The 23,588-nt window shown below is 56.7% G+C and carries 19 protein-coding genes; 8 read left to right on the forward strand and 11 right to left on the reverse strand.

All coding sequences use genetic code 11. The annotated features are described in order from the left end of the window. Positions 1–69: 69 nt before the first annotated feature. Positions 70–540 (reverse strand): YbjN domain-containing protein, encoded by a 471-nt coding sequence (locus GFS31_RS06570; RefSeq protein ID WP_198807418.1) that lies wholly within the window; start codon positions 538–540, stop codon positions 70–72. A 15-nt stretch (positions 541–555) separates the two neighbouring features. Continuing rightward, positions 556–711, reverse strand: coding sequence for a hypothetical protein (locus GFS31_RS06575; RefSeq protein ID WP_198807419.1), 156 nt, complete (start codon positions 709–711; stop codon positions 556–558). A 37-nt stretch (positions 712–748) separates the two neighbouring features. Here GFS31_RS06575 and GFS31_RS06580 point away from each other — a divergent pair, with 37 nt between their 5' ends. Next, positions 749–1,465 carry a rhomboid family intramembrane serine protease gene (locus tag GFS31_RS06580; protein WP_263974912.1) on the forward strand — a complete coding sequence of 239 codons (717 nt, stop codon included), beginning with the start codon at positions 749–751 and terminating at the stop codon, positions 1,463–1,465. A 94-nt stretch (positions 1,466–1,559) separates the two neighbouring features. On the opposite strand, the gene smc is transcribed toward GFS31_RS06580, so the two are convergent. Both smc and GFS31_RS06590 read right to left on the reverse strand, forming a co-directional pair. Further along, positions 1,560–5,285 carry a chromosome segregation protein SMC gene (gene smc / locus GFS31_RS06585; RefSeq protein WP_198807420.1) on the reverse strand — a complete coding sequence of 1,242 codons (3,726 nt, stop codon included), beginning with the start codon at positions 5,283–5,285 and terminating at the stop codon, positions 1,560–1,562. A gap of 246 nt (positions 5,286–5,531) precedes the next feature. Further along, positions 5,532–6,260 carry a hypothetical protein gene (locus GFS31_RS06590; RefSeq protein ID WP_198807421.1) on the reverse strand — a complete coding sequence of 243 codons (729 nt, stop codon included), beginning with the start codon at positions 6,258–6,260 and terminating at the stop codon, positions 5,532–5,534. Between the two features lie 530 nt (positions 6,261–6,790). Between GFS31_RS06590 and GFS31_RS06595 the strand changes: the two genes are divergently transcribed. Then, positions 6,791–8,908 (forward strand): serine/threonine-protein kinase, encoded by a 2,118-nt coding sequence (locus GFS31_RS06595; RefSeq protein WP_198807422.1) that lies wholly within the window; start codon positions 6,791–6,793, stop codon positions 8,906–8,908. Between the two features lie 18 nt (positions 8,909–8,926). On the opposite strand, the gene GFS31_RS06600 is transcribed toward GFS31_RS06595, so the two are convergent. The 6 genes from GFS31_RS06600 to GFS31_RS06625 form a co-directional block, all read right to left on the reverse strand. Next, complete coding sequence (locus GFS31_RS06600) at positions 8,927–10,864, reverse strand: diguanylate cyclase (protein ID WP_198807423.1); 1,938 nt, start codon at positions 10,862–10,864, stop codon at positions 8,927–8,929. Between the two features lie 87 nt (positions 10,865–10,951). After that, complete coding sequence (gene urtE, locus GFS31_RS06605; protein WP_198807424.1) at positions 10,952–11,704, reverse strand: urea ABC transporter ATP-binding subunit UrtE; 753 nt, start codon at positions 11,702–11,704, stop codon at positions 10,952–10,954. A gap of 131 nt (positions 11,705–11,835) precedes the next feature. After that, positions 11,836–12,966, reverse strand: a complete 1,131-nt coding sequence (gene urtD, locus GFS31_RS06610; RefSeq protein WP_198807425.1) for an urea ABC transporter ATP-binding protein UrtD — start codon at positions 12,964–12,966, stop codon at positions 11,836–11,838. A gap of 100 nt (positions 12,967–13,066) precedes the next feature. Continuing rightward, positions 13,067–14,248, reverse strand: a complete 1,182-nt coding sequence (gene urtC, locus GFS31_RS06615; RefSeq protein ID WP_198807426.1) for an urea ABC transporter permease subunit UrtC — start codon at positions 14,246–14,248, stop codon at positions 13,067–13,069. A 4-nt stretch (positions 14,249–14,252) separates the two neighbouring features. Continuing rightward, entirely contained in the window at positions 14,253–15,425 is a 1,173-nt protein-coding gene (locus GFS31_RS06620; RefSeq protein WP_198807427.1) for an ABC transporter permease subunit, read from the reverse strand. Positions 15,426–15,595: 170 nt separating this feature from the next. Beyond that, entirely contained in the window at positions 15,596–16,381 is a 786-nt protein-coding gene (locus tag GFS31_RS06625) for an RNA polymerase sigma factor SigF (RefSeq protein ID WP_198807428.1), read from the reverse strand. Positions 16,382–16,736: 355 nt separating this feature from the next. On the opposite strand from GFS31_RS06625, the gene GFS31_RS06630 reads away from it, so the two are divergent. The 4 genes from GFS31_RS06630 (at position 16,737) to GFS31_RS06645 (ending at position 20,464) form a co-directional block, all read left to right on the forward strand. Beyond that, positions 16,737–17,483, forward strand: coding sequence for an HAD family hydrolase (locus tag GFS31_RS06630; RefSeq protein ID WP_198807429.1), 747 nt, complete (start codon positions 16,737–16,739; stop codon positions 17,481–17,483). A 121-nt stretch (positions 17,484–17,604) separates the two neighbouring features. Further along, the gene (locus tag GFS31_RS06635) at positions 17,605–18,615 is read left to right on the forward strand and encodes a YihY/virulence factor BrkB family protein (RefSeq protein WP_225907594.1); all 1,011 of its coding nucleotides are present in this window, start codon (positions 17,605–17,607) and stop codon (positions 18,613–18,615) included. Positions 18,616–18,887: 272 nt separating this feature from the next. Further along, the gene (gene cysC, locus GFS31_RS06640) at positions 18,888–19,433 is read left to right on the forward strand and encodes an adenylyl-sulfate kinase (RefSeq protein ID WP_198807430.1); all 546 of its coding nucleotides are present in this window, start codon (positions 18,888–18,890) and stop codon (positions 19,431–19,433) included. A 278-nt stretch (positions 19,434–19,711) separates the two neighbouring features. Then, positions 19,712–20,464, forward strand: coding sequence for a GntR family transcriptional regulator (locus tag GFS31_RS06645; protein WP_225907595.1), 753 nt, complete (start codon positions 19,712–19,714; stop codon positions 20,462–20,464). Positions 20,465–20,525: 61 nt separating this feature from the next. Here GFS31_RS06645 and GFS31_RS06650 read toward each other — a convergent pair whose 3' ends face one another. Continuing rightward, positions 20,526–21,338, reverse strand: a complete 813-nt coding sequence (locus tag GFS31_RS06650) for an MlaE family lipid ABC transporter permease subunit (RefSeq protein ID WP_198807432.1) — start codon at positions 21,336–21,338, stop codon at positions 20,526–20,528. Between the two features lie 392 nt (positions 21,339–21,730). Between GFS31_RS06650 and GFS31_RS06655 the strand changes: the two genes are divergently transcribed. Together GFS31_RS06655 and GFS31_RS06660 are read left to right on the forward strand one after the other, a co-directional pair. Then, positions 21,731–22,057 carry a hypothetical protein gene (locus GFS31_RS06655; protein ID WP_198807433.1) on the forward strand — a complete coding sequence of 109 codons (327 nt, stop codon included), beginning with the start codon at positions 21,731–21,733 and terminating at the stop codon, positions 22,055–22,057. A 186-nt stretch (positions 22,058–22,243) separates the two neighbouring features. Continuing rightward, on the forward strand, positions 22,244–23,587 hold the full coding sequence (locus GFS31_RS06660; RefSeq protein WP_263974931.1) for a histidine phosphatase family protein: 1,344 nt from the start codon (positions 22,244–22,246) through the stop codon (positions 23,585–23,587). Position 23,588: the final 1 nt, after the last annotated feature.

Genomic DNA, 23,588 nt, shown 5'->3' on the forward strand with positions numbered 1-23,588 from the left:
TCCCGGCGGTTGCTCCCCAAATCCCCCTGGGTCTTGACTGAGCCCCCCTGGGTCTCGTTCGCCCGTAGCTTAGCTTTGACCAAATTCTGCCTGGAGGGCGTCGTCCGAGTCATCGGCGATGGTGGCAACGATGGTCATCAACCGGGAGATTTCGGCAGCGGAAATGTCCTGGAGGATTCGGCTGGAAATCACCAATACCTGATTACCCGATAGGCCAAAGCGAGCCTCTAGGGTTTCGTAGCAGTTTTTTTCGAGCAGGGTTTTCATCAGTCGGGGTTCGTCCTTGGCGGGCAGCGTCAACACCGGAGACCAAACCGTAAGGGTATCGGAGGCTGTTTCCCCCGTGAGTTGGACATAGACACGAACGCTGCCGTATTGGAATGTCCACAGGTGCCCTTGGTCGTTTTTTTGGACGCGGGGGCCATCCCCCTGATCTAAGCTAGTCAGCACCGCCTCAATGGTTTCAATGTAGGAGGTGCTTTCCGTGGCATCATCGGGGCTAGGGGCCGACAGATCGAGTTCTACGGTGTTGGCAGTCATTACACAAGCTTCCATCTAGGCGGTCACACGCCGATGATAGCGCCCATCCCCCAGCCCCAAACACCACTTCGCAGTAAATTGAGACAGAAACAGCGCAACCGCCGCCGGAGGCAGGGGACGCACCGCCCCGATATCCGCAAAACCCGCTGGGAGCTTTGTCTTCTGGCTCACCCTCCTCAAGGGGGTGAGCCGCTAAACTAAGACGACTATGACCTTTAAGACCACTGTGGTTCCCCTCCGAGACGACAATCCGGCCCAAGGTACGCCCTTCGTGGTCTATGGCATTATGGGGCTCAACCTCGCGATATTTTTGGCGCAGATTGGGCTATCGACCCCGGAACTCAGCCAATTTTATGATGACTGGGGCCTCGTGCCAGCCCAGTTCACGGCTAGCCTGCGCGGACGCCTCGATGCTCCCCTGCGTGAATGGATCACCTTGCTCTCGTCCCAGTTTCTCCACGGTGGCTTTTTCCACTTGGGGGGCAACCTGCTCTATCTCTGGATTTTTGGTAACAACATTGAGGATCAGCTTGGTCATTTCAAATTCTTGATCTTTTACCTAGGCTGCGGCGTCTTGGCAGGACTTACCCAGTGGGTGTTCGACCCTCTCTCCACAATGCCCACCGTGGGAGCCAGCGGAGCCATTGCCGGGGTGATGGGGGCTTACGTGTTGCGCTTTCCTAGGGCACAGATTCTTACCCTGCTGCCGCTGATTGTGGTGTTTACGACCGTTCGCATTCCCGCCATCTTCTTCTTGGGGATTTGGTTTGCTCAGCAGGCTCTCTTTAGCCTCGCTACCCTCACGGATCAGGTCAACTTGGGCTCCTCTGGTGTGGCCTATTGGGCGCACTTGGGCGGCTTCATATTCGGCCTAATGTTGGGGCCAATGCTAGGGCTGATGAAGCCACATCCCCCTCGGCGGTGATGTGGTTCTTGGTAGGTAACGGCAACGGCACAGACAACAGCCCGTGACCATGGTGTGGGTTATCTAAGTTGCCGCTCACGGGTTCCGCCCTGGCCTAGGGTGCGGCGCTTTGGGTTTCTAGGTCAATCCCCAGCACTTGGGTATAGGCTCCTCGTGCTTGGGTGACGCCGATGGTGCGCTGGGACGCTTCGATCATCGGGCGGCGCAGGCTGACGACGATGAACTGGGCCTGCTCGGCCTGGTGCTTAATCATCCGAGACAGGCGCTCCACGTTGGCCCCATCCAGGAACATATCCACCTCGTCGAAGGCGTAGAAGGGGGAGGGACGGTAGCGCTGGAGAGCAAAGATGAAGCTGAGGGCCGTGAGGGATTTTTCGCCCCCGGACATGGAGGCCAGCCGCCGCACGGGTTTGCCCTTGGGGTGGGCCACCAGGTTCAGCCCGCCGTTGAAGGGGTCTTCCGGGTCTTCCAGTTGCAGATGGCCGTCACCGTCGGAGAGTTCGGCAAAGATGGTCTGGAAGTTTTTGTCCACGGCATCGTAGGCTTCCTGGAAAGCTTTGCGCCGCAGGGTGGTAAAGGTTTCGACCCGCAGCAGTAGTTCCGTGCGCTCCTCTTCCAGGGTGGAGAGCTTGTCGCTCAGGTCGTTGAGGCGTTCTTCGGTGCGGTTGTATTCCTCCAGGGCCAGCATGTTGACGGGCTCCAGGGCTTCCATCCGCCGTTGCAGGGAACGCAGTTCCTTGTGCAACTCTTCCAAGTCGGTGTCGGGGGGAATTTCCGGCAGTGGATCGGGCAATTCCTGGGCCTGGGCTTGGCAGAGGGCTTGGGCTTCGGTGAGCTGTTGCCGCCGTTCCTGCTGGGTTTCGAGTAGCTTTTGCCGCTGCCATTCCTGCTGCTGCTTTTGGGTGCGTTGGTCGCGCAAACGGGCTTCAAGTTGATCCCGACTTGCCTTTTCGGCGGCGAGGGTTTGATCCAGCACCGCCATGGCCTGCCGCAGAGTCGCAATTTCCTGGTTTAGCCCACCCTGCTGCTGTTTGATTTGAACCAAGGACTGTTCCCGCTCCCCCTGCTGTTGGCGGATGGTAACGACGGTCTGCTGGGCCTGTTGAATCGTCGTTTCGAGCTGCTGGCATTGGTTTTGGCGGGTTTGGATTTGCCGTTCGGCCTGTTGTAGGGCGGCTTGGCGTTCCGCGAGTTGCTGTTCGAGTTGGCGCACAGCGGCCTGGGCGGTTTGCCATTCGCTGTGGGTCTGGGATTGCTCCAATTCCGCCAGTTCGGCTCTTTTTTGGGCGATTGCGGCTTCCTGGGTGGGCAAGGTGGCGGCGATCTCCTGAAGCCGCGCCTCGGCGGTGGCAAACTCCTGCTGGGCCTGCTGAAGCTGGGTTTGAATTTGGCTGCGCCGTTGGGCAAGCTGCTGCTGCTGGGTCTGCTGCTGTTCTCCCTGAAGCTGCATTTCCCGGTATTGCTGCCGCTGGGTGATCAGGCTTTGGGTGAGGGTTTGCAGGGTAGTGGAAGCATTTTGCAAATTACGTTCGCACCGTTCTAGCAGCACGTCAATATCGCTGAGCCGCTGCCGGAGGGCTTGGGCTTCCTCGGATTCGGCGGGTTCTACGGTGCCAAAGTGCAAGCTGCCGGAGCGCTGGTTGAGGCTGCCCCCGGTCATGGCCCCACTGGTTTCCAGCACTTCGCCATCGAGGGTGACGATGCGGAAGTCGCCCAAGTGTTGCCGCGCCATCTCCAGCTTGTCGAACACCACGGTGCTGCCGAAGGTGTAGGCGAAAATGTCGCGATAGCGGGGGTCGCAGTCGATTAGGTCAACGGCGTAGTCTAGGAACCCGTCGGGACGCTTCCAGTCGGGCACGGGGGTAAATTTCGGGGCACGGATTTTGTTCAGCGGCAAAAACGTCACCCGTCCGGCCCGTCGCTGCTTGAGGAACTCGATGCCCTGAGCCGCCACTTTGTCGTTGGCCACCACCAGGTAGCCCAGTCGCGCCCCCGCCGCCACCTCTAGGGCCACCTGGTAGCGGGGCTCCACCTTGCCCAGTTGCGCCACCAGCCCCTCAATGCCCTTGATGCCGCTGTCGAGCAGCAGTTTGGTGGCCTGGGTGCCCTGGCTTTCCTGCATGGCCTGGGTTTGGGCCTCTAGCTTGTCCAGTTGCCGCTGTTTGTCCCGCTGTTCCTTTAATAGGCGAGTTTGGGTTTCCCGCTGCACCGCCAGTTCCGCTTCGGCGGCAGAGATTTTCTCGGCGGTGGCCTGAATCTCCGCCTTGGCCCGCTCTAGCTGCTGGCCGAGGTCTGGGGCACTTCCACCACCGAGGACATCCTCCGCTTGAAGGGCCGTCAGTTGCCCCTGCTGCACCTGAATTTGCTGCTCTAGCTGGTGCCGCCGCTCTTGTAGACGAATTTGCTCGGCCCGCTGGGGTTCCATCACCCCTTGCAGGGTTTCGATGGCGCGGCGCAGTTCCGTCTGCTGCTGCACCCAAGCCTGGGAGGCCGAGGCAATCTCATTCGTGGCCTGTCGCCGTTCCTCTAGGGTCTGCTGCACCTGATCCCGCGCCTGGGTGAGCGTGACCATTTCCCGCGAGGACTGCTCCTCGATCTCCCGCTGAAGTTGGGCCAGGGTGCGCTGGTGCTGTTGCAGGGCAATCTCCGTGTCCCGAAGCTGGGCCGCCGCCTGGTTGGCCGCCTGACGAGTCTCCTGTTCTTGACGCTGCAACTGACGCAGTTCCGCCTCGTGGGTGGCAACTTTCGCTTGCAGGGCCAGATGTTCGTCTTCCCCCATGGCACGAATGCGGGCGTTGAGGGTGGCCAATTCCGCCTCTAGGGCCACCACAGCTTGATCCGCCTGGGTGATGGCCTGGGCTAGTTGGGCCGATTCGGTTTCCCCCCTGGCGATGGCCTGTTGCAGTTGATCGATCTGTCGCTGCTGCTGCCGCCACACCAGCACCGCCTCCCACTGGCTTTTGTCCTGGAAGGTGGCCTTTAATTTTTGGTACTTCTCAGCCTTCTGGCGATCCTGGGCCAGTCGTTCTAGCTGGGCTTGCAGTTCGCGCTCCACAATGCGGAAGCGGTCTTCGTGTTCGCGCACCGCATCCAGTTTGCCCCTGGCCTGGTCAATTTTGCGGTCAAAGGAGGCCACCCCGGCCAGTTCGTCGATGATCTGCCGCCGCTCCCGCGAGTTCATCGAAATAATACCCGTCACGTCCCCCTGGAGCACCACGTTGTAGCCTTCGGGGTAGATGTGGAAGCGCTGCAACTGCTCGTGCAGGTCGTTGAGGGTGCAAGGTTCGCCGTTGATGTAGTAGTTGGAAGTGTAGGTGCCCTGGCTGGTGACGCGCAGCCGTCGGGTCACGCTCCATTCGTGGTTGATGGCCAGGGGCACCAGCCGAGAATCCGTCTTGGCTCCGTTCTCGTTGCCGTTCTGACCGTTGCCGTTCTGGCCGTTGCCGTTCTGACCATTGGCCTCTGGACTTTCCCCATTGCCGTTAGCCTCACTGGCGGCTCGATGGGCTTCCTCCATCAAATCTGCCGCGTCTTTTAAGAAGAACTCCGGCGGCACATCGCTTAAATCAAAGGTGACGGTAACACTAGCTTCCGAGGTGGTGCGACGGCTCATCTGGCCCTGGTTCACCAAATCCGGTAGGCGATCCGCCCGCATTCCCTTAGAACTGGCTAGCCCCAGGCCAAACAGCAGCGCATCCAAAATATTCGATTTGCCAGACCCATTTGGCCCAGAGATGACCGTAAACCCAGGCAATAAGGGAACCTGGGTTGTGCCACCAAAGGACTTGAAGTGGGACAACTCGACGCGCTTAATGTGCATTCGCTAGCGGTGCCTCAAGCATAAGACACGTGTACTAAAAGTTGGCACGCTTTCGGCCAAGATGACAGGACAGTTGCCCATACTATAACGATGTCCTGGCCTATTGCCGCCTAAGTTTAGTGCAAATGCTGTCGTTTGTAGCGACGAATGGATGAAAAACGGGGAAGATTTGTTGCAGTTCTGGGGTGCAGTTTCCCTGGGCTGGCAGTCTTAGGGGCAAACCTGGAGCAAGGGGATCATCCTTGTTTACCGCAATGAATCATCTCCAGCAGGAAGAACGCCCTCTGTGTGATGACGCAAGAATGAAGTAGCTGCTTGCCAAAAGTAAACCGACCAAGCTACTAGGCCGATGAACTTAAAGCCATCTTCAAAAAAGTATGGATTGATATAGGGGGGCTCTAGAATATCTAGCCCAATGGAAAGAGCAAACCCTACAAATGCGACGACGAGCAGAGTATAGTCTGTGCGGCGGATAATCTTTCTGAATTGCCATAGATAAGCTAGGGTAAGCCCAGCATATAGGGCATAAACCATCATCTCAGGGATACCTAGGTAGGCTGGGAAAACCTCCTCATGAAGCAGAAAAACATCGTCAAAACCCAGAACTAGACTTAGAATTCCCGACCCTAAGAAGAACTGTCGGATAGGATAGAGTCCTGGTCGGCGTGGTAATGTCTGCGCTGTTAGCAAGCAGACCGATGCCATTGCTGACCAGATAAAAATGCCTAACTGAGAGAGAAAGCCAAGATAGAAAGGCTGCCCCATGACCGCTACGGGATCTGCCATGAAGTGCTGAACAGGAATGTCCTTGAGGCGATTAAAAATAACAATTAACCCTAGGGGAATTATTGAAATAGTCAGAGCAATCACGTAGTAGGGTGAGTGAATGACTCCCTGAGGATAGACACTATATTTTCCTTGCAAAGACTCTGTAGATGAACTCAGTTTTTGGGTCTGACTGGAAGGATAAGTCACAATCGTTTTAGAGAAGGGATAGATACAGACACCTGACCTTAGTTGCGCTAGACAGAATTGTTTAGGGCTGCATTTAGTGGCTTGAGGGATAGACTAGACCTCAGCGAGATCTACTCCTGATGCCACCGATCAAATTTCTGGCAATGTTCCATGAATAAGGAAGCTAAAGCCCTGGATTACAGGCTGTGGATGCCCATCATTGGTCTGAGCATGGCGATGAGGCTTACATTTTTGACTTCTTCTTTATCCATACTTGATTAAGCAAATTGCTGCTGTAAGTAAATTTACATAGTTATCATAGATGACAGTCCTGGAGAGAAGTTTCTAAATTAAGAGTTTTCTCATGTAATCAGCTTGGTGGGCGGGTGCGGGTTCGCTGAGGGGTTGAAGCCTTGCCCTGAACTGGAGGGGTAAATGGCCCTAGGCGGAGGCTGAGCCGCAGAAATCCGAAGAAAACCCAGTTGATAAGGACATCCGCCTCGTTCCGTGGAACACTGGATCACACGTGGGAACGCGTTCTGTCGTAGGCTATGAGTCTTTGTATCAACCCGCATTGTCGCCAACCAAATCATCCCGACAACAGCGCAAGTTCGGTGTGTCAGTCCTGTGGGTCGGAACTGCTGTTGCAGGGGCGCTACCGGGTGATGCGGCTGATCAGCAGCCAGAGCGGCTTTGGGCGAATTTATGAAGCCTATGAGCGGAATGTGCCCAAGATTCTCAAGGTGCTGAAGGAAAGCTACAGCCACAACGAGAAGGTGTTGGAGCTGTTCCGGCGGGAGGGGCAGGTGTTGGGTCAGCTCAACCATCCGGGGGTGCCCCAGGTGGATGCCGATGGCTATTTTCAGTATTTTCCGAAGGGGAGTCCTGATCCCTGCCATTGCCTGGTCATGGAGAAGATCGATGGCCCCAACCTCAGACAGTGGATGGTGCAGCAGGGGAATCACCCCATTAACGAACAGCAGGCGATGCTGTGGCTCACGCAATTGACCGATGTGCTGCATTTGGTGCACCAACACCACTACTTCCATCGCGACATCAAACCAGAAAATATTATGCTGCGGTCGTCGGGGCAGTTGGTATTGGTGGATTTTGGCGCAGCCCGTGAGATGACTCAAACTTACATGGGTCACTTGGGCGACAGCAATATTACGGCGGTGAGCTCGGCGGGCTATACGCCTCCAGAGCAGGAGCAGGGCCAAGGGGTGCCCCAGTCGGACTTCTATGCCATGGGTCGCACGTTGATTTATCTGCTGACCGCCAAGCTGCCCAATGATCTGACGATCTACGACCCCCGCAGCAACGCCTTTCAGTGGCGCGAGCACGCTCCCCACATTTCCTCAGCCTTGGCAGATTTTGTCGATGAACTGATTGCCCCCGCCGCTGCCCATCGTCCGGCCACCACTGACGCCATCCTAGAGCGCCTAGGCCAGATTCGAGCGGCCCAGAGTTCCCGTCTGCCCCCGCCATGTCTGCCCTCGGGCCAAGGGGGCAACTCCTGGCCACAAACCACCCTCAATGCAACGGAACCAGAAACGCAGGTGGAACCTGCCCCCAGCCGTTTTCCCAGGTGGCTGGGGGGCCGACCTTGGCTGGTGGCGGGGTTAGCTGGGCTGATCCTGTCGCTTCCCCTGACTTGGTATGCCTTCAGACGCGGGGAGGGGGTAACGGCTCCTGGGGCCATCAACCAACCCGATCTGACCCCGGTGACGGTGACGCCCACGCTGGCCCTGGCAGGGCACACCGGAGATGTTTACGACCTGCTGCTGCTGCGGGATGGCATCACGCTGATTACCGCCAGCGCCGACGAAACCATTCGCTTCTGGGATCTGGAGGCGGGCACGCTGGTCAAGACCCTAGACCAGCCCACCAATGTGGTGAAAGCTCTGGCCATCACCACCGACCAAACGGTGTTGATTAGTACCGGAGATGACCGGGCCCTGCGGTTTTGGGCCTTGCCTGAGGGAGATCCCCTCGGCCAAATCAACAATGCCCACAACATTCCCACCACGGCGGTGGAGGTGAGCAACAACAATCGCTGGTTAGCCAGTGCCGATGGCGACGGCACCATCCAGCTCTGGCCCCTCATTACCGTTGATGGTCGCCTCAACCTAGCTGCCATGGCCGAGGCTGGCCCAAGCCATAGGTTCCAAGCCCAGGGCACGATTAACGACCTGTTGTTTAGCCGCGACAATCGCTGGCTGGTTAGCGGCGGGGCTAGCCTACACCTGTGGGATTTATCCAGCCTAGGCGCAGGGGCGGAGGTGCCTGCCCCCATCACCCTGGAGGGCCACACAAGCTTTGTCAACCGCCTTGCCATCAGCGACGACAACCAAACCTTGATGACTGCTTCTGCGGATACAACGGTGCGGCTATGGAACCTCACCACCCAAACTCCCCAAGCGGTGCTAGAGGGGCACCAAAGCTATGTCAACACCCTGCGAGCCCACGGCTCCCGCCTGTGGAGCGCCGATGCCAACAATGTGATTCTGGTGTGGGATCTCCAGCAGCAGGTTCCGGTTGGGCAAATTAACGGCTTTGCCACCGATATTTGGCGGTTTGCGGTTCGACCCAACGGCCATATTGTCACCATCGGCGGCAGTCAACCCCTCATTCGGGTGTGGCAAGGGGCCGAAGCCGTTGCGCCCTAGGCGTCGTCCGCTGAGGTCTTAGTCTGCATAGTCCTGGCTCTCCTGCCTCGATGGCGAGTGTCTATCAGGCTGAAAAATTGCCCAATCTTCGGCTACGCAGTAGCTGTTTCGTCCTTGGGTTTTGGCCTGGTAGAGGGCTTGGTCGGCGGCGGCAATCAGGGCACTGGTAAATCGTGTGGGCTGGGGAAGCGCTGTGGCAATGCCCATGCTAACGGTGATCTGCCCCTGGGGAGAGGATGCGTGGGGAATTGCTAGGGTCGCTAGGCTGTGGCGAATCTGTCGAGCCACGGTGATGGCTCCCTGGGTGTCGGTGTAGGGCAGAATAATCGCGAATTCTTCCCCACCATAGCGGGCCACCAAATCCGCCGGACGTTGGGTTTCCTGTTGAAACACAAGGGCTAATTGTTTCAGACATTCATCCCCGGCTTGGTGGCCGTAGGTGTCGTTGTAGGGCTTGAAATAATCAACATCGCAGAGAATGAGGCTGAGGATCTGTTGCTCGCGGCCTAGGCGGTACCATTCTTGATCGAGGTAGGCGTCAAAATAGCGGCGGTTGGCGGTTTGGGTCAGGCCATCGCTGTGGGCCAGTCGCTGCAATTCTTGGTTGAGCTGCGTAAGCTCCAGATTGCGCTCCTCCACGCGCTGCTCCAAAGTGATCAGGCTGTCCTTGAGCTGATCCGCCATGATGGCAAAAGATCGCGACAAATCGCCAATGGCATCGGATCGCTCGGTGAGGATGGGCTGAGTCCAGTTACCCTGGGTAATGGCCTGGGCGCTCTGGCTTAGATCCTGAATGGGGCGCACCACCCAACGAGCTAGCAGCATTCCACTCACCCCCGTCAGCGCTAGGGCTAACAGGTAAAGCGTCAGGGTTAAATGGTTTTGATCGTTGATTTGGGCCATAAAGTCGGCCTCAGGAATCACCACCACTAAGCGCCAATCTAGCCCCATCTGATCGCTAAAGGGGCTGACCTGAACAAGGTAGCGCTCGCGGTCAAGGGTAATAACGAGTCGATCTAACAATCTGACCCTCGTCGGGACGTCTTGATCTGGCGGTGTATGGCCTTGAAGGGCTTGAGCTACCTGCCGAATGACTGGGTTCTCGCTGTCGATGGCCTTGAGCAGCAGGCTATTGGCTCCTTGTCCTCCCCCCTCTTCCGCCAAAATAGACTCCGGTGTTGAGGTAGCGAGGAGCACTCCTTCGGCATCCATAATGAAGGCAATGCCGGATTGACTAATCGTCAAAGTTCTCAAAAACCCATTCAGCTCTTCAGACAGGATGATATCGGTGGCGCAAACGCCAATCAGAGACCCCGTATCTAGGTCAAACACGGGGGCATTGGCGGTAATGGTGGGCAGGCGGGTTTCAAAGTCGAGGTAGATGTTGCTCCAGTTGGGTTTGCCCTTGGCCTTGGTTTCCATATACCAGGGCCGGAGCCGGGGATCGTAGGGTCTATCGCCCACGGCACTGAGGCGGCTGCGGCGTCCGGTGGGGGTGATGTCGTAGTAGTAGATATAACGTCCAGTTCTGGCGTTTGCCTCTTGAATTTGCAACACTCGCCCCGTGCCCCCCTGGGAACGGCCTGCCCCTAAAAAAGCTCCATCTACCTCTGTGGCGCAATAGATGAAGTTGGTTTCCGAGAATATTTTCATTTGCTGCCAAAAGATATGCTCCCCTTGGCCTGTCAGCAGATTAATATCTCCCTGAAGTAGAGCATTAGCGTTGAGCTGGTTGATAATGTGAGGCTTAGCAACGGTTTCCTCAATCTCCTGCAAAATTCGGGTGGCTAGCTCATTTTGCAACTGCTGCGCTATGTTGTAGACCGCCGCTTGCCCGTTACGGTAAGACAGATAGGCAACCACTCCGACCGCTAGCGCTACCTGAGTGGCCAAGGGCAGGATAAGTGCCGTCTGAAGGGGAAGTCGATCCAGAAATCGCTTGACAAGCGCTCGCATAGTGACAGGATGATGAGGGAAAACAGCGAGGCAGGAACTAAGGTAAGGATACCCACGTTCCCCTCGACCCTAACATTCCCTCCTTCACTACACCGCTAAGAATTCCTGAATCACGTCGTTGGTCAACTCCTGGGTGGGGCCATTAGCCACGATGGTGCCCCGTTGCATGGCGTAGTAATAGTCCGCCTGCCGCACAAAATGCAGGTGTTGCTCCACTAACAGCACCGAAATCCCCGTGGTTTTGATGATTTTCTTTACCGCCGCCTCAATATCCAAAATAATCGACGGCTGAATGCCCTCCGTGGGTTCATCGAGAACCAGCAACTTAGGACGACCCATAATGGCGCGGGCAATGGCCAACTGCTGCTGCTGCCCACCGCTGAGGTCGCCCCCCATCCGATCCAGCATCGTTTCTAGCACCGGGAACAGCTCATAAATTTCGGCGGGTACCTCCTTCACGGGCTTGCCACGACTGCCCAGGGCTTCCTGGCCAATCAACAAATTTTCCCGCACCGTCAGCCGAGGAATCACCTCTCGCCCCTGGGGCACATAGCCAATCCCCATCCGCGCCCGACGATCTGGAGGCAAACTATTCACCCCTTGCCCCTCAAACTGAATCTGCCCGGTGCGAGGCCGCAACACGCCCATAATGTTTTTCAGCAACGTGGTTTTGCCCACGCCGTTGCGACCAATTAAGCACACCATTTGCCCCTTCGGTACGGTCATGCTCACATCCCGCAGAATGTGGCTTTCGCCGTAGTAAAAGTTCAGCCCCGAAATCTCCAGCATCGGTGCTGTCAGAGGATCTTGATAGGTGGGAGTTGGGAGAGTCGTTGTCATTTTGGGTGAGTTGATAGGTGAATAAAATTAGAATTCGTAGGGTGCATAACGCTAGGGCGAGGCTGTGCCAACGCGAAGCAATGCACCAGCTTTATACACAAGGTATTTGGTGATAGATTATGTTTTGCTGACTACCCTCTTTCCGCGAGTTCTGCTAGGGCCGCAGCTTCCAACCGTTGCACCGTTTCCGGCGGCAAATTCAGCAGGTTCAGCAACTTTTGGTACACCACCGCTTCGGTTTGGTTGATGGTGTTGGAGCTAATCACCTCGTAGCTGAGCATCAAGGCGTCTTCCTTCTGGGCCTCAGTGGCAAGTTGGGGCACCAGGTCTTCTAGGGGAATTTCCTTGGCCAGCAGATCCCGCAGGTCGTCGCGCAGGCTGGCCTGTTCATCGGGGCTGTGGGCAAATTTACGGCTGAGGCGATCCAAAATCACCTCCTGCTGAACGTCGGCAAAGTTATCGTCGGCCCAGGCCATGGTGGCGGCAATTCGTAGCAACAGCATTTGCTCTGGGGACAGACTGGTTTCCTTGCCCAGGTAGACCTCGATGACTTTGGGATCGTTCTGAATTTCGTCCATGGTGCCCTCGCAGAGCACGGTGCCCTGGTGCAGCACGGTCACTTGGCGGGCAATCTGCCGCACAAATTCCATGTCGTGCTCAATCACCACAATGGAATGGCTCTCGGCTAGGGACATCAGTAGGTTTCCGGTCTGCTCAGTTTCTTCATCGGTGAGGCCCGCTACGGGTTCATCCACCAGCAGCAAATCGGGGGATTGGGCTACCAGCATCCCAATTTCCAGCCATTGTTTTTCCCCGTGGGAGAGCAGCGCCGCCGGGATGTCGGCCTTGGCAGTGAGACCGATGGTTTCTAGCAGGCCGCCCACGGTGCGTTTTTCGGCGGGGGGTGTTTTTTTGAATAGGGTGGAAAAGACATTTTTGTTGCGATTGCAGGAGAGTTCCAGATTTTCCCTAGGGCTGAGGTTGAGGTAGACCCTAGGGGTTTGGAACTTGCGACCAATGCCAAGGCGGGCGATTTCGTGTTCCTTAAATTTCCGCAGGTCTTGCCCTTTGAAATAGGCCGCGCCTTCGGTGGGTTTGGTTTTGCCCGTAATCACATCTAAAAAGGTGGTTTTGCCCGCACCGTTGGGGCCAATAATCACCCGCAGTTCGCCCTCATTCATCGAAAAATTGAGGTTATTGAGGGCCTTGAATCCGTCAAAGCTAACGGTAACGTCTTGGATATCGAGGACTTTGGTGCTCATTTTGGGGGGATGGAAATGGGGGAATGATGGGGAAATGGGTGCATTGCTGGCGCGTTGGCGTTAGCCTCGCCTCAGCGTTATGCACCCTATGGTGTTTACCCTACTTTTCGGCGTATTCGGGGGTGTCGAGGGGGGCTTCGGGGATGGGTTCGGTGCCGTCGGAGTAGGGGATATCCGTGGGGGCAAGGCCGAGCAGGTTGCTGATGCTGGGGCCAAATTGGTTGCGGCCCCAGCCGATGATGCCGTTGGGCAGGGCCGTTACCACAATCAAAAACAGCGCCCCCTGGAAAAACAGCCAAATATCAGGGAATTTTTCGCTCAGCAGGCTACGGGCCATGTTGACCAACACGGCCCCCAAAACGGCCCCGACCAGCGTCGCCCGCCCCCCCACGGCCACCCAAATCACCATTTCAATGGAGAAGGCAATGTCCATGGACTGCGGCGAGATGATGCCGGATTGCACTGTAAATAAGGCTCCGGCAATGCCCGCAATCGCCCCCGACACGGCAAATACCAGTACCTTGAAGGCGGTGGGGTCGTAGCCGGAGAAGCGCACCCGGTTTTCGTCGTCGCGGATGGCCACCAACATGCGGCCAAAGCGCCCACTCGTTAGCCAGCGGCAGAGGGCATACATGGCAATCAGGGCGACCACCGTGGTGATGTAGAAAAACATCCGCATTTCCGGTGTGCTCACCTGCTGGCCAAAGAAAATTGAGGTGGAGGTTTTGAGGCCGTTGGTGCCGTTGATCAGCTTTTGTTGACCGTTGAAAAAGTTGAAAAAGACCACCAGGGCGGCTTGGGTCAAAATCGAAAAATAGACGCCCCGAATGCGGTTCCGAAACACCAGGTAGCCCAGTAATCCGGCGACGATGGCCGGAATCGTAAAAATGGCAATTAGGGTAAACGGAAGCGAATTAAACGGTTGCCAAAACCAGGGCAATTCCGTGACACCATAGAGGCCAAAGAACTCTGGAATCCGGCCTTCAGGCAGGGTATTTAGTTCCAAATACATGGCGAAGGCATAGCCACCAAGGGCAAAGAAAATGCCGTGCCCCAGGCTCAACAGGCCTGTGAATCCCCAGATCAAATCAATCCCCAGGGCGACAATGGCGAGGGCCAAAAAGCGCCCCAGCAAATTGAGACGAAACCCCGACAAAAACAGCGGCATCACCAAAATCAAGATCAGCGCAATGGCGATAACGACCGCTGCCTCAATCAAAAATTTGCGCTTTTGGCTGGCTTTAACCGCAACACGCGGCTGTGTGACTGCTTCAGACACCATCACCCTACAACTCCGCAGAACGACCCTTCGGCGGGAACAGCCCAGCGGGCCGCACCTGCAAGAAGGCAATAATTAACGCAAACACCATCACCTTGGCCATGCTGGTGGTGGCAAAGAAGGTAAAGAAATCAATGGCGGGCTGGAAGAAGGCCGTGGGCGGCAGCAGAATCGCCAGGGTGCCCGAACCCACCAGATAGGTGGTGATCCCAATCAACAGCGCCGCCACAATACTGCCCACCAGCTTGCCCACGCCGCCCACCACCACCACCATGAAGGCATCCACGATGTAGTTGGCCCCCAGGTTTGGCCCCACGGAACCCAGGAGCGTCACCGCGCACCCGGCAACCCCCGCTAGGCCAGATCCTAGGGCAAAGGTAAGGGCATCCACCCGGTCGGTGGGAATTCCCAAACAGGCACTCATACCCCGGTTTTGGGTCACAGATCGAATCCGCAGCCCCCAGGCGGTGCCGTTGAGGAACCAGTACACGGCCACCAAACAGAGAATCGTCAGAACAATGATGAACAAACGGGCATAGGGAAATTGCAGCGTCGTACCGATGGCAACACCACCCCGCAGCCAGCTGGGGGGCGTCACATCCACGTTGCGAGCACCAAACCAGGGCCGCACAAATTGGGCGCTACCGGAACTCTGCACCAAAAACCAGGTCAATGCCGCAATGGCCGCTGACAAACCCAAAAATACGGAGTTAGCCCAACCTTGGATGCGATCCCAATCGGTGTAGCGGGTTAACACCCAGTGCCCGATGAAGTACAGCGCCGCAAAGACGATTAATCCAATCACCATCGGCCAGCTCACGCTGCGAATGAACTGGATCATAATCAGGCTCACGCCCCAGGTGGCCAGCAGGGTTTCCAGCGGTCGCCCGTAGAGGTAGCGAATCACCGTTCGTTCTAGAAACAGCCCAATGGCCGCAGCTACTAAAAACGCTAGGGGCAGCGCCGCAAAAATGTAAATTTCTGGAGCAATGCCGCCCATACTTCTGGCCGCATTTTGCACCACAAAGGTGGTGTAGGCCCCAAACATCATCAATTCTCCGTGGGCGAGGTTAATCACCCCCATCAGGCCAAACACGATGGCCAAGCCCAAGGCCACAATCAACAGCACCGCACCGATGCTCACTCCGTTGAATAGGCCGCCGATTAAGCCTTCTAACACAGCATCTACCGCCTAAGGAACCAACGGCTAGCCGCACTTTCAGCAGACGGTCTACAGAATGCTTGGGCTAGCCGACACAACAGAGCTGATCCTAGGAGGTATGGGATGGTTAGAAATGTTCATCAGCAACATTTGCTGCCATTCAACGGCGGTGCGGGGTGCCATCAAGGCTAGGGATCGGTTTGCAGGGCTTGGGGCTGAAGGTAGGTGATCATCTCCTCCATGCCTCGCTGAATGCGGCGGGTGACGGTCATGGGGCTAACGCCGATTTTCTTGGCCACTTCCTTGCGAGACAGGCCGCTGAAAAAGACAAACTCAATGGCAACACGGGTTTTGCCCTCCAGTTGGCTGAGCGCCCGCTGGATTTGCTGGCGATCTTCCTCCAAAGCCTGCATCCGCAGGTAGTGGCTGTCAGGCAGGGTTTCGCCAAGGGTGATGGCGGCATCGACTTGCTGGCAAACCGTGGCATCTAAGCTGAGGGGCATCCGGTTTTTGTAGGCTAGCTTCACTTCGCGCCATTCTTTGATCGAAACCCCCAGGGCGGCGGCGATTTCACCGTCGGAGGGGGTGTGGCCGAGGTCTCGCAGCATCTCGGATTGAACGTGGTGAGCTTCTTTTTGGAGGTCTTGCCAGCGACGCGGGATTTTTACCGTAGTGCCCCGATCTCGTAGAAAATGGAGCATTTCGCCCCGGATGTAGGGGACAGCGAAGGAACTAAAGGCGCAGCCTTGGGTGGGGTTAAACCGTTCGATGGCGCGGATGAGACCAAGGTAGCCGATTTGTTCGAGATCCTCGTAGGGTTCAGAACATTGATGGCTCACCCGATGGGCAATTTTGCGAACCAGCCCAGCATTGAGACGAACCAATTGATTACGCAGCTGAATGGACGGGGCTTTTTGGTATTCTGCCAACAGTTCCATCCCCCGAGAGCGAATTGAGGAGATTTGAGTAGCCATATCTGCGGGTGTCCTTGCGAGAGCGAGTTCCAGCGGAACTATGTATTATTCTCTGAGGATGCAGAAAGGCTTACCATCGTTGATCCACGGGACTCTGAGGTAACGCGAATTTCCTCCTCCGTAGTCCCACGGGTACAGCCCCCTCCTGGAAGCTTGCTAGGTGGCTGAAACTATTGTCTGATAGGCTTTTGAACGGTTCTGCTAAAGACTCCGTAAAGCCCCGTAGAAACGGGCCATTGGTCGGGTTTTGGTGGGATCGTCTTCCCTTTGAATACCCAAAAATCGGGCTAAGCTAGAGGTAGAGGCTCAAAAGTATCAATTTCTTTACAGTGTTTGGGTGAAGTAGGCTAACGCTATGGTGTTGCAGGCGGTGTTGCTAGATTTTAACGGTGTCATAATTAACGATGAGCCGCTGCATCAAACCCTGATTCAAGATTTACTGCTAGAGGAAAACCTGCGCCCGAGCCTGGAAACCTATCAACAGGTGTGCCTAGGCCGTACTGACCGAGCTTGCATTACCGATTTGTGGCAGCGCCAGGGGCGGGTGGTCACGGAAGCCCAACTGAATAAATTGTTAGATCGCAAGGCTACTCGCTACCGCGAAGCCTTGACAACCCTAGAAAAACTGCCCCTCTACCCCGGATTGGAGGATGTGATTTACCAAGTTCGGGCCGCTCAGTTGAAGCTGGCGGTGGTTTCCGGGGCACGGCTCAGCGAAATTGAGGCGGTGCTGTCCTTGGCGGGGGTGGCGGACTATGTCCACACCATTGTGTCTGGGGATGACCTGTCGGTGGCCGCCAGTAAACCTGCCCCAGACGGCTATCTGTTGGCAATCCAGCGCCTCAACCAGCAGTTCCCTGCCTTGCACCTCACCCCAGGGGAATGCCTAGCGGTGGAGGACTCCTTCGCAGGGCTGGAAGCGGCTCGGCGGGCGGGGGTGCCCGTGGTGGGGGTGGCCCACGCCTTTCCCTACCACATGATCCATCGACGGGCCGACTGGGCCATCGATCACCTCTATGAACTCAGCCTGGAGTGGCTGCAACCGTACTACGCCAACCAGCCTCTACCGTCTAGCCCGCCCGAAAAAAGCCTTCCATCATAGCGACTCTTGGGAAAATGGCACGGCCTTGATCAACGTTTTCTCTACAACTGCTCTATTTCTGAGCTTTTGTGCCAATGTAGTTACCGACAGCGCACCCTAGCGAGATAGCCGAGTCGGTAGAATGAAAAGGCAACTGACCTACTTTGGGCATTGGCGTCGAATCTGGGCCATGGCCCACCACTGGATTCATCACAGCAATATGCTCGATTTTGTTAAGTATCGAGTGGGGCAATCGCCCTGGGTCAAGCTGGTTGGCCGTACCTTCCTCAAATGGCAGCAGGATGACTGCCTCGAGATGGGAGCGGCCCTAGCCTACTATGGTGTGTTTTCCCTGTTTCCGATGATTTTGGTGGTGCTGAGCGTGGTGGGCTTTTTAATTGGCCCCAGCACGGCGGCCTTCAATACCGTTCTCCACTTTGCCCAAGAGGCGCTGCCGCCGGATGCCTTCCCCATCGTCCAAACTACGCTCATTAAATTTCATACGGGCAGTACGCGGGCCAGCTTAATTGGGTTTGGCGTCCTGTTATTTACCGCCAGTGGTTTCTTTGGTGCCCTCAGTCGATCCTTTGACAAAATCTGGCGGGTAGATCAGCATCACCGCTCTGTTAAGTGGGTGCCGGGGGTGGCCCTCACCTTTCTGTGGCGACGCTTTTTGGCCTTTCTGCTGGTGATTGGCTCCGCCGGACTCGTTTTTGTTTCTCTGCTGTCGAATATCTTAATTGATACGCTGCTGCGACTTTTAGAGCGATTTAGTACGATGCTGACCCTCGAAACCATTGACTGGGTTCAGTTTTTGCCCTCGTTACAGTTGGGGGTATCGTTTATTATTTTGATTCTTGTTGTAGGGGTGCTCTATAAAGTTCTGCCCCGCACCTATGTGGCCTGGAGCGACCTTTGGCTCGGTGCCCTGTTTACCGCTGTTCTCTGGATTCTGCTGCAACAACTGATTACCAATAGTGTAATTAGCCTAGGCAGTCGGTTTCAATCCTACGGGGTGGTCAGTAGCTTTATGGTGCTGATGCTGTGGATTTACCTCACCAGCCAGATTTTTTTCCTAGGGGGTGAACTCACCTACGTCTATGCCCATTTATTTGGCAGTCGGCGGGGGCAGAAGCGGATTAATCCCCATTAGGGTTAGTCAGCGGATTAATCCCCATTAGGGTTAGTCATCGGATCCTGGGGGTAAGGGATTGCCTAATAGCGCTAGGCCATGGGATAGACCCCGCCGCCCTAGATCACCCTAGGGTTGGATCCAAGACAGCTTCGATGCGGGCCGCTTCTCGGCCTGATTGCCTAGGGATAGTCCATTTAGCGATAGTCTAATGTAACCCTGCCGCGAAGTAGCAGGGGGATGGCAATCGCCGTAGGACAAATCGTTAGGATCAATCGTTAGGATCAATGGCAATGAAACAGCGTGGTGTCACCATTTGGTTTACGGGTTTGAGTGGGTCAGGAAAATCCACCATTGCCCACGCCCTGGAAGTTGAACTCAGGCGGCAGGGCTATGGCCTCGAAATTTTGGACGGCGACATTGTGCGCACCAATTTGACCAAAGGTTTGGGCTTTAGCCGAGAAGACCGTGACGAAAATATTCGCCGCATCGGCTTTGTTTCCCACCTGCTGACCCGCAACGGCGTGATTGTGCTGGTTTCCGCAATTTCCCCCTACCGAGACATCCGCGACGAAGTGCGCGAACGCATTGATGATTTTGTGGAGGTTTACGTTGATGCGCCCCTAGCGGTTTGCGAAGACCGCGATGTCAAAGGGCTCTACAAACGCGCCAGAGCCGGAGAAATCAAGCAGTTTACGGGCATTGATGACCCCTATGAAGCGCCCCTCAACCCTGAAGTGCACTGCCACACCGATGCCGAAACCGTGGAGGAGAGCGTGGCTAAGGTGATGGCCAAACTGGTGGAACTGGGCTACCTTCAGCAGCCCGCCGCGGTCTAGGTCCTTGGGCCTAGGGCCACCAGGTGATGACAGCGGGGCTTGCCTAGGTGAGCCCCGTATTATTAGGGGATGATTGGGGGAAATTTGGTTGCACAGGATGCGGTCAGCCGCCGAGAAAAAAGGTTTTATCGTATTTAGTCCCGATCTAGGTCAGATCAGGTTAAAAATGGTCTAGGTATCCCTCAGGCTTCAGAATGAAGCTGCTGTCATCATGGGGTACCCGTCGTTCCTGCCGTGGCCTCTGGCCTGACCCGATTGCCCCGTCTTGCAGCATTTCCGTGATTCTATCCTCCTCTCCGATCATCCACCGTGGCAAGTCTCTTTACGAACAGGTGTACCAAGCGCTGCGTTCGGCCATTCTCACTGGGCAGTTGGCCCCTGGGGATCGCCTAGTAGAGACCCAACTGGCAGAGTGGCTTCAGGTGAGCCGGACGCCCCTGCGGGAAGCCCTGCGCCAAATTCAGCAGGAGGGGCTGGCTACCGCCGATGTGAGTGGCGGGCTGCGCGTGATCACTATCACCGCTGCCGATGCCGCCGAACTCTACGACTGTCGTATGGCCCTAGAATGCCTAGCGGTGGCCGGGGCTTGCCATAATGCCACCCCAGATCAGCTACAACGCATCGAGTCCTGTGTTTTGCAGGCCGATTCCCTGGGGACGCAGTACCCGCCCGTCCGGCCCCGTCCGGCCCATGTCTCTGCCTCTGCTGGGGCGGCCTCCCCGCCGGATCTCCCGTCCCCCCAGCAACTGCTCGATGTGGACTACCAGTTTCACCATTTGATTGCCGAAAGTTCAGGCAACCGACGCCTGATCTCCCTGCTAGATGGCCTCTTTGATGCCATGGCTCTGCTGCGGATTCAGACCCTCAAGCAAAATCCCGACGTCCTCGATATCCGCCTAGAACATCGGCAAATCTACCAGGCCATCGCTAGCCGGGATGTGGCCACCGCCGTCAGCGCCATCAAAAGCCATCTCAGTGCCAGCAAGGCGCGGGTGATCCAGGAAATTGAGGCTTACGAAATCGGGCGATAGCTGGAAAGCCCAGGAGTTTCAGCCCAGGGATGAAGAGCAACGACGGATTTCATGGCCATCCTTACCCTAGGCCGGAAGCCGCCGCCCCCACAACCGCGCTGCCTGTGCCTTGAAACATCAGCCAGGACAGGAAGAAATTGCTGATAAAAATGGCGAGCAAGGCGGTGACGACGGCGGTGGTGGTCGATTGCCCAACGCCCTTGGCTCCGCCCGTGGTTGTGAGGCCCCAGTTGGTGCCAATGACGGCAATCAAGACCCCAAAGCAAAAGGCTTTGATCAGGGAACTAACCAAGTCCCAGGTTGACAGAAAGTTTTTGGCCGAGTCGAGAAAGACTGAACTGGCGATGCCGTATTGGGTGGTGGCAATCACCAGTCCGCCCGCCATTCCGGTGATGAAGGCGAGGATGTTGAGCAGGGGTAGCATCAAGGCGCAGGCAATGATGCGAGGGATGACCAGATAGTCAATGGGGTCGGTTTTGAGAACCTGGAGAGCGTCGATCTGCTCAGTGACGCGCATGGTACCAATTTCGGCAGCAAAGGCGGAGCCCACTCGTCCGGCAATGATGACGGCGGTGAGGACGGGGCCAAGTTCGCGGGCCAGAGTGAGGGCCAGCACACCGCCCACAGCGGTTCCGGCCCCAAAGCTGAGGAATTCGCGGGTGACTTGGATGGTAAACACCATGCCCACAAAGGCCGCTGTAATGAGGGCAATCAGCAAGGATTCTGGCCCCACTGCCGCCATTTGCTCTAGGGTGTTGCGACGGTGAATCGGTCGTGAAATCAAGTGCATCACCACCTGTCCGGTGAGAAATAGAGCAGCCAGCAGCCGCCGACCCCACTGCCCTAAGCTGGAATTTTCTGCCGCCTGTGTCACGTCTTTTCTCCCCTTGCGATGGATGGCTGAACCTCCACGGATACCCCTAGGAGACGCTTATCTTAGGGCAATTGGCCCACGCCATTCCCGTTTCCCAAAAGCCTCCCCCAGAATATCAGTCTGGGCAAGGGCAAGGGCTGTCCTCCGCATATCGGTGTCTGAACATCGGTGTCTGAGCGAGGCATTGGCTCCACCCCTGCCCCTTGGGGCCTACTATTGATCACCATCTGTCACAACTTCCATACCTTGCTTCATGGCTTTGCAACGATAGACCGTGTTTTACAACGAGACACGAACGAGCTTGAAGTTTTCTCACTAGGCCGATCCATTCCTAGTTGGGCTGTTTAAGGTGTTAAAAGTTCCGCACTGTTCCACGACGAAGGTCTAAACCTGTGACGGCAAATACGAAATCCATCACGATCAACACCAAGAGCCTGGGGCGATACGTGCAATCCCTCGCCATGACAGCGGTGGTCGCCGGGTTGCTACCCCTGGGGCTGATGGGGCTGATGATTTTTGGCCTCGGTCTCGCCCAAGCTTGCGTACCCAGCCTTGATCTCTATGGTCAGGGTATCCACTGCTGCCTTGATGTGCTCAGGGTTTTTGGCAGCGGCGACCCCCGCCAGGGCATTCTCACCATTGTGGCCACCTCTAGCCTGGTAGGGATGCTGTTTGATACCTACACCTTTTGCCACGGACGCCACAGCCCCTACCGATAAACGCCCAGCCGGGTGGCCCTTGCCCTCACCTTCCTGATTCTGGGGCTTTTGGCAGAAGAGGCTAGCCACCCAGAACAGTCTCACCGTTCAGGGCAACGGGAAACGCCGCAGAGACCCACGCAACAGGGTAAGATCTGACCTTGGTTGAGCAACTGAGAGGACAGACCCCTGAAAACCCGCATCATTATTGTCCGCCATGGACAAAGCACCTATAACCAGCTCAAGCGCATCCAAGGCCACTGTGACGAATCGGCCCTGACGCCCCAAGGGGAAGCCCAGGCGCTCCAGGTGGCCCAAGCTTTGGGGGGGATTCCCTTCGACGCGGTGTGGTGCAGTCCTCTCCAACGGGCGCGTAAGACCGCTGAACTGATCACCGCCGAACTGCAAAAGAGCCTGCCCAACCTGGCGGCTCCCCAAACTACCGACGATCTGAAGGAAATCAGCCTGCCCCTGTGGGAAGGAATGCCCTTCACCGAGGCTGAGACCCAATTCCCGGAGACCTTCCGCCAGTGGCGCACCGATCCGGCCAATTTTGTCATGGCCCTACCCACGGCAGAGGGCGGCACCGAGGACTTTTACCCGATCCGCAGCCTCTACCAGCAGGCGGCGCGGTTTTGGCAGGCTTTACTGGCTGACCATGAGGGGCAAACGGTGCTAGTTGTGGCCCACAGCGCCATCAACCGCGCCCTGGTAAGTACGGCCATCGGCCTAGGGCCAGACCACTTTAACCAGCTCAGCCAAGCCAACTGCAACATCAGCGTGCTCAACTTTGAGGGCGGCTGGAACGGCCCGGTGCAGGTGGAGGCCATGAACCTGACCAGCCACATGGGCAGTCCGCTGCCGGAAATGCGGAAGGGCCACCGGGGGCCGAGGCTGCTGCTGGTGCGCCACGGCGAAACCGAGTGGAACCGTCAGGGGCAGTTTCAGGGCCAGATTGACGTTCCCCTCAACGACAATGGTCGCGCCCAGGCCCAAAAGGTGGCGGAATTCCTTAAATCGGTGAAAATTGACGCGGCCTACACCAGTTTTATGGCTCGCCCCAAGGAAACCGCCGAAATTATCCTGCAACATCACCCTGGCCTGGAACTGCACACCGTCACCGACCTGCAAGAAATTAGCCACGGCGAATGGGAAGGGCTCTACGAAGCCGACATCGAGAAAAACTATCCCGGAATGCTGCACCAGTGGCAAACCGCCCCGGAAACCGTGCAAATGCCGGGGGGCGAAAACCTCCAGCAGGTGTGGCATCGGGCGATTTTGGCCTGGAAGCAAATTGTGGCGGCCCACAGCGGCGGCGACGAGGTGCAGACCGTCCTAGTGGTGGCCCATGATGCGGTGAATAAGGCGCTGCTCTGTCACCTGGTCGGCCTTGGCCCAGAGTCCTTCTGGCGGTTTAAGCAGGGCAACGGTGCCGTCAGCGTCATCGACTACCCTAACGGCATCGACAGCCCCCCGGTGATCAACGCCGCCAACATCACCATCCACCTGTCGGGCAGCGTGTTGGATAAAACCGCAGCGGGGGCCTTGTAAC

Source organism: Leptolyngbya sp. BL0902 (genome assembly GCF_016403105.1).
In the GTDB taxonomy this organism is placed as follows: Bacteria; Cyanobacteriota; Cyanobacteriia; order Phormidesmidales; family Phormidesmidaceae; genus Nodosilinea.

Coding starts and splice junctions, on each gene's coding strand:
- GFS31_RS06570 (WP_198807418.1), bottom strand. CDS start 540: ATGACTGCCAACACCGTAGAACTCGATCTGTCGGCCCCTAGCCCCGAT.
- GFS31_RS06580 (WP_263974912.1), top strand. CDS start 749: ATGACCTTTAAGACCACTGTGGTTCCCCTCCGAGACGACAATCCGGCC.
- smc (WP_198807420.1), bottom strand. CDS start 5,285: ATGCACATTAAGCGCGTCGAGTTGTCCCACTTCAAGTCCTTTGGTGGC.
- GFS31_RS06595 (WP_198807422.1), top strand. CDS start 6,791: ATGAGTCTTTGTATCAACCCGCATTGTCGCCAACCAAATCATCCCGAC.
- GFS31_RS06600 (WP_198807423.1), bottom strand. CDS start 10,864: ATGCGAGCGCTTGTCAAGCGATTTCTGGATCGACTTCCCCTTCAGACG.
- urtE (WP_198807424.1), bottom strand. CDS start 11,704: ATGACAACGACTCTCCCAACTCCCACCTATCAAGATCCTCTGACAGCA.
- urtD (WP_198807425.1), bottom strand. CDS start 12,966: ATGAGCACCAAAGTCCTCGATATCCAAGACGTTACCGTTAGCTTTGAC.
- urtC (WP_198807426.1), bottom strand. CDS start 14,248: ATGGTGTCTGAAGCAGTCACACAGCCGCGTGTTGCGGTTAAAGCCAGC.
- GFS31_RS06625 (WP_198807428.1), bottom strand. CDS start 16,381: ATGGCTACTCAAATCTCCTCAATTCGCTCTCGGGGGATGGAACTGTTG.
- GFS31_RS06630 (WP_198807429.1), top strand. CDS start 16,737: ATGGTGTTGCAGGCGGTGTTGCTAGATTTTAACGGTGTCATAATTAAC.
- GFS31_RS06635 (WP_225907594.1), top strand. CDS start 17,605: ATGAAAAGGCAACTGACCTACTTTGGGCATTGGCGTCGAATCTGGGCC.
- cysC (WP_198807430.1), top strand. CDS start 18,888: ATGAAACAGCGTGGTGTCACCATTTGGTTTACGGGTTTGAGTGGGTCA.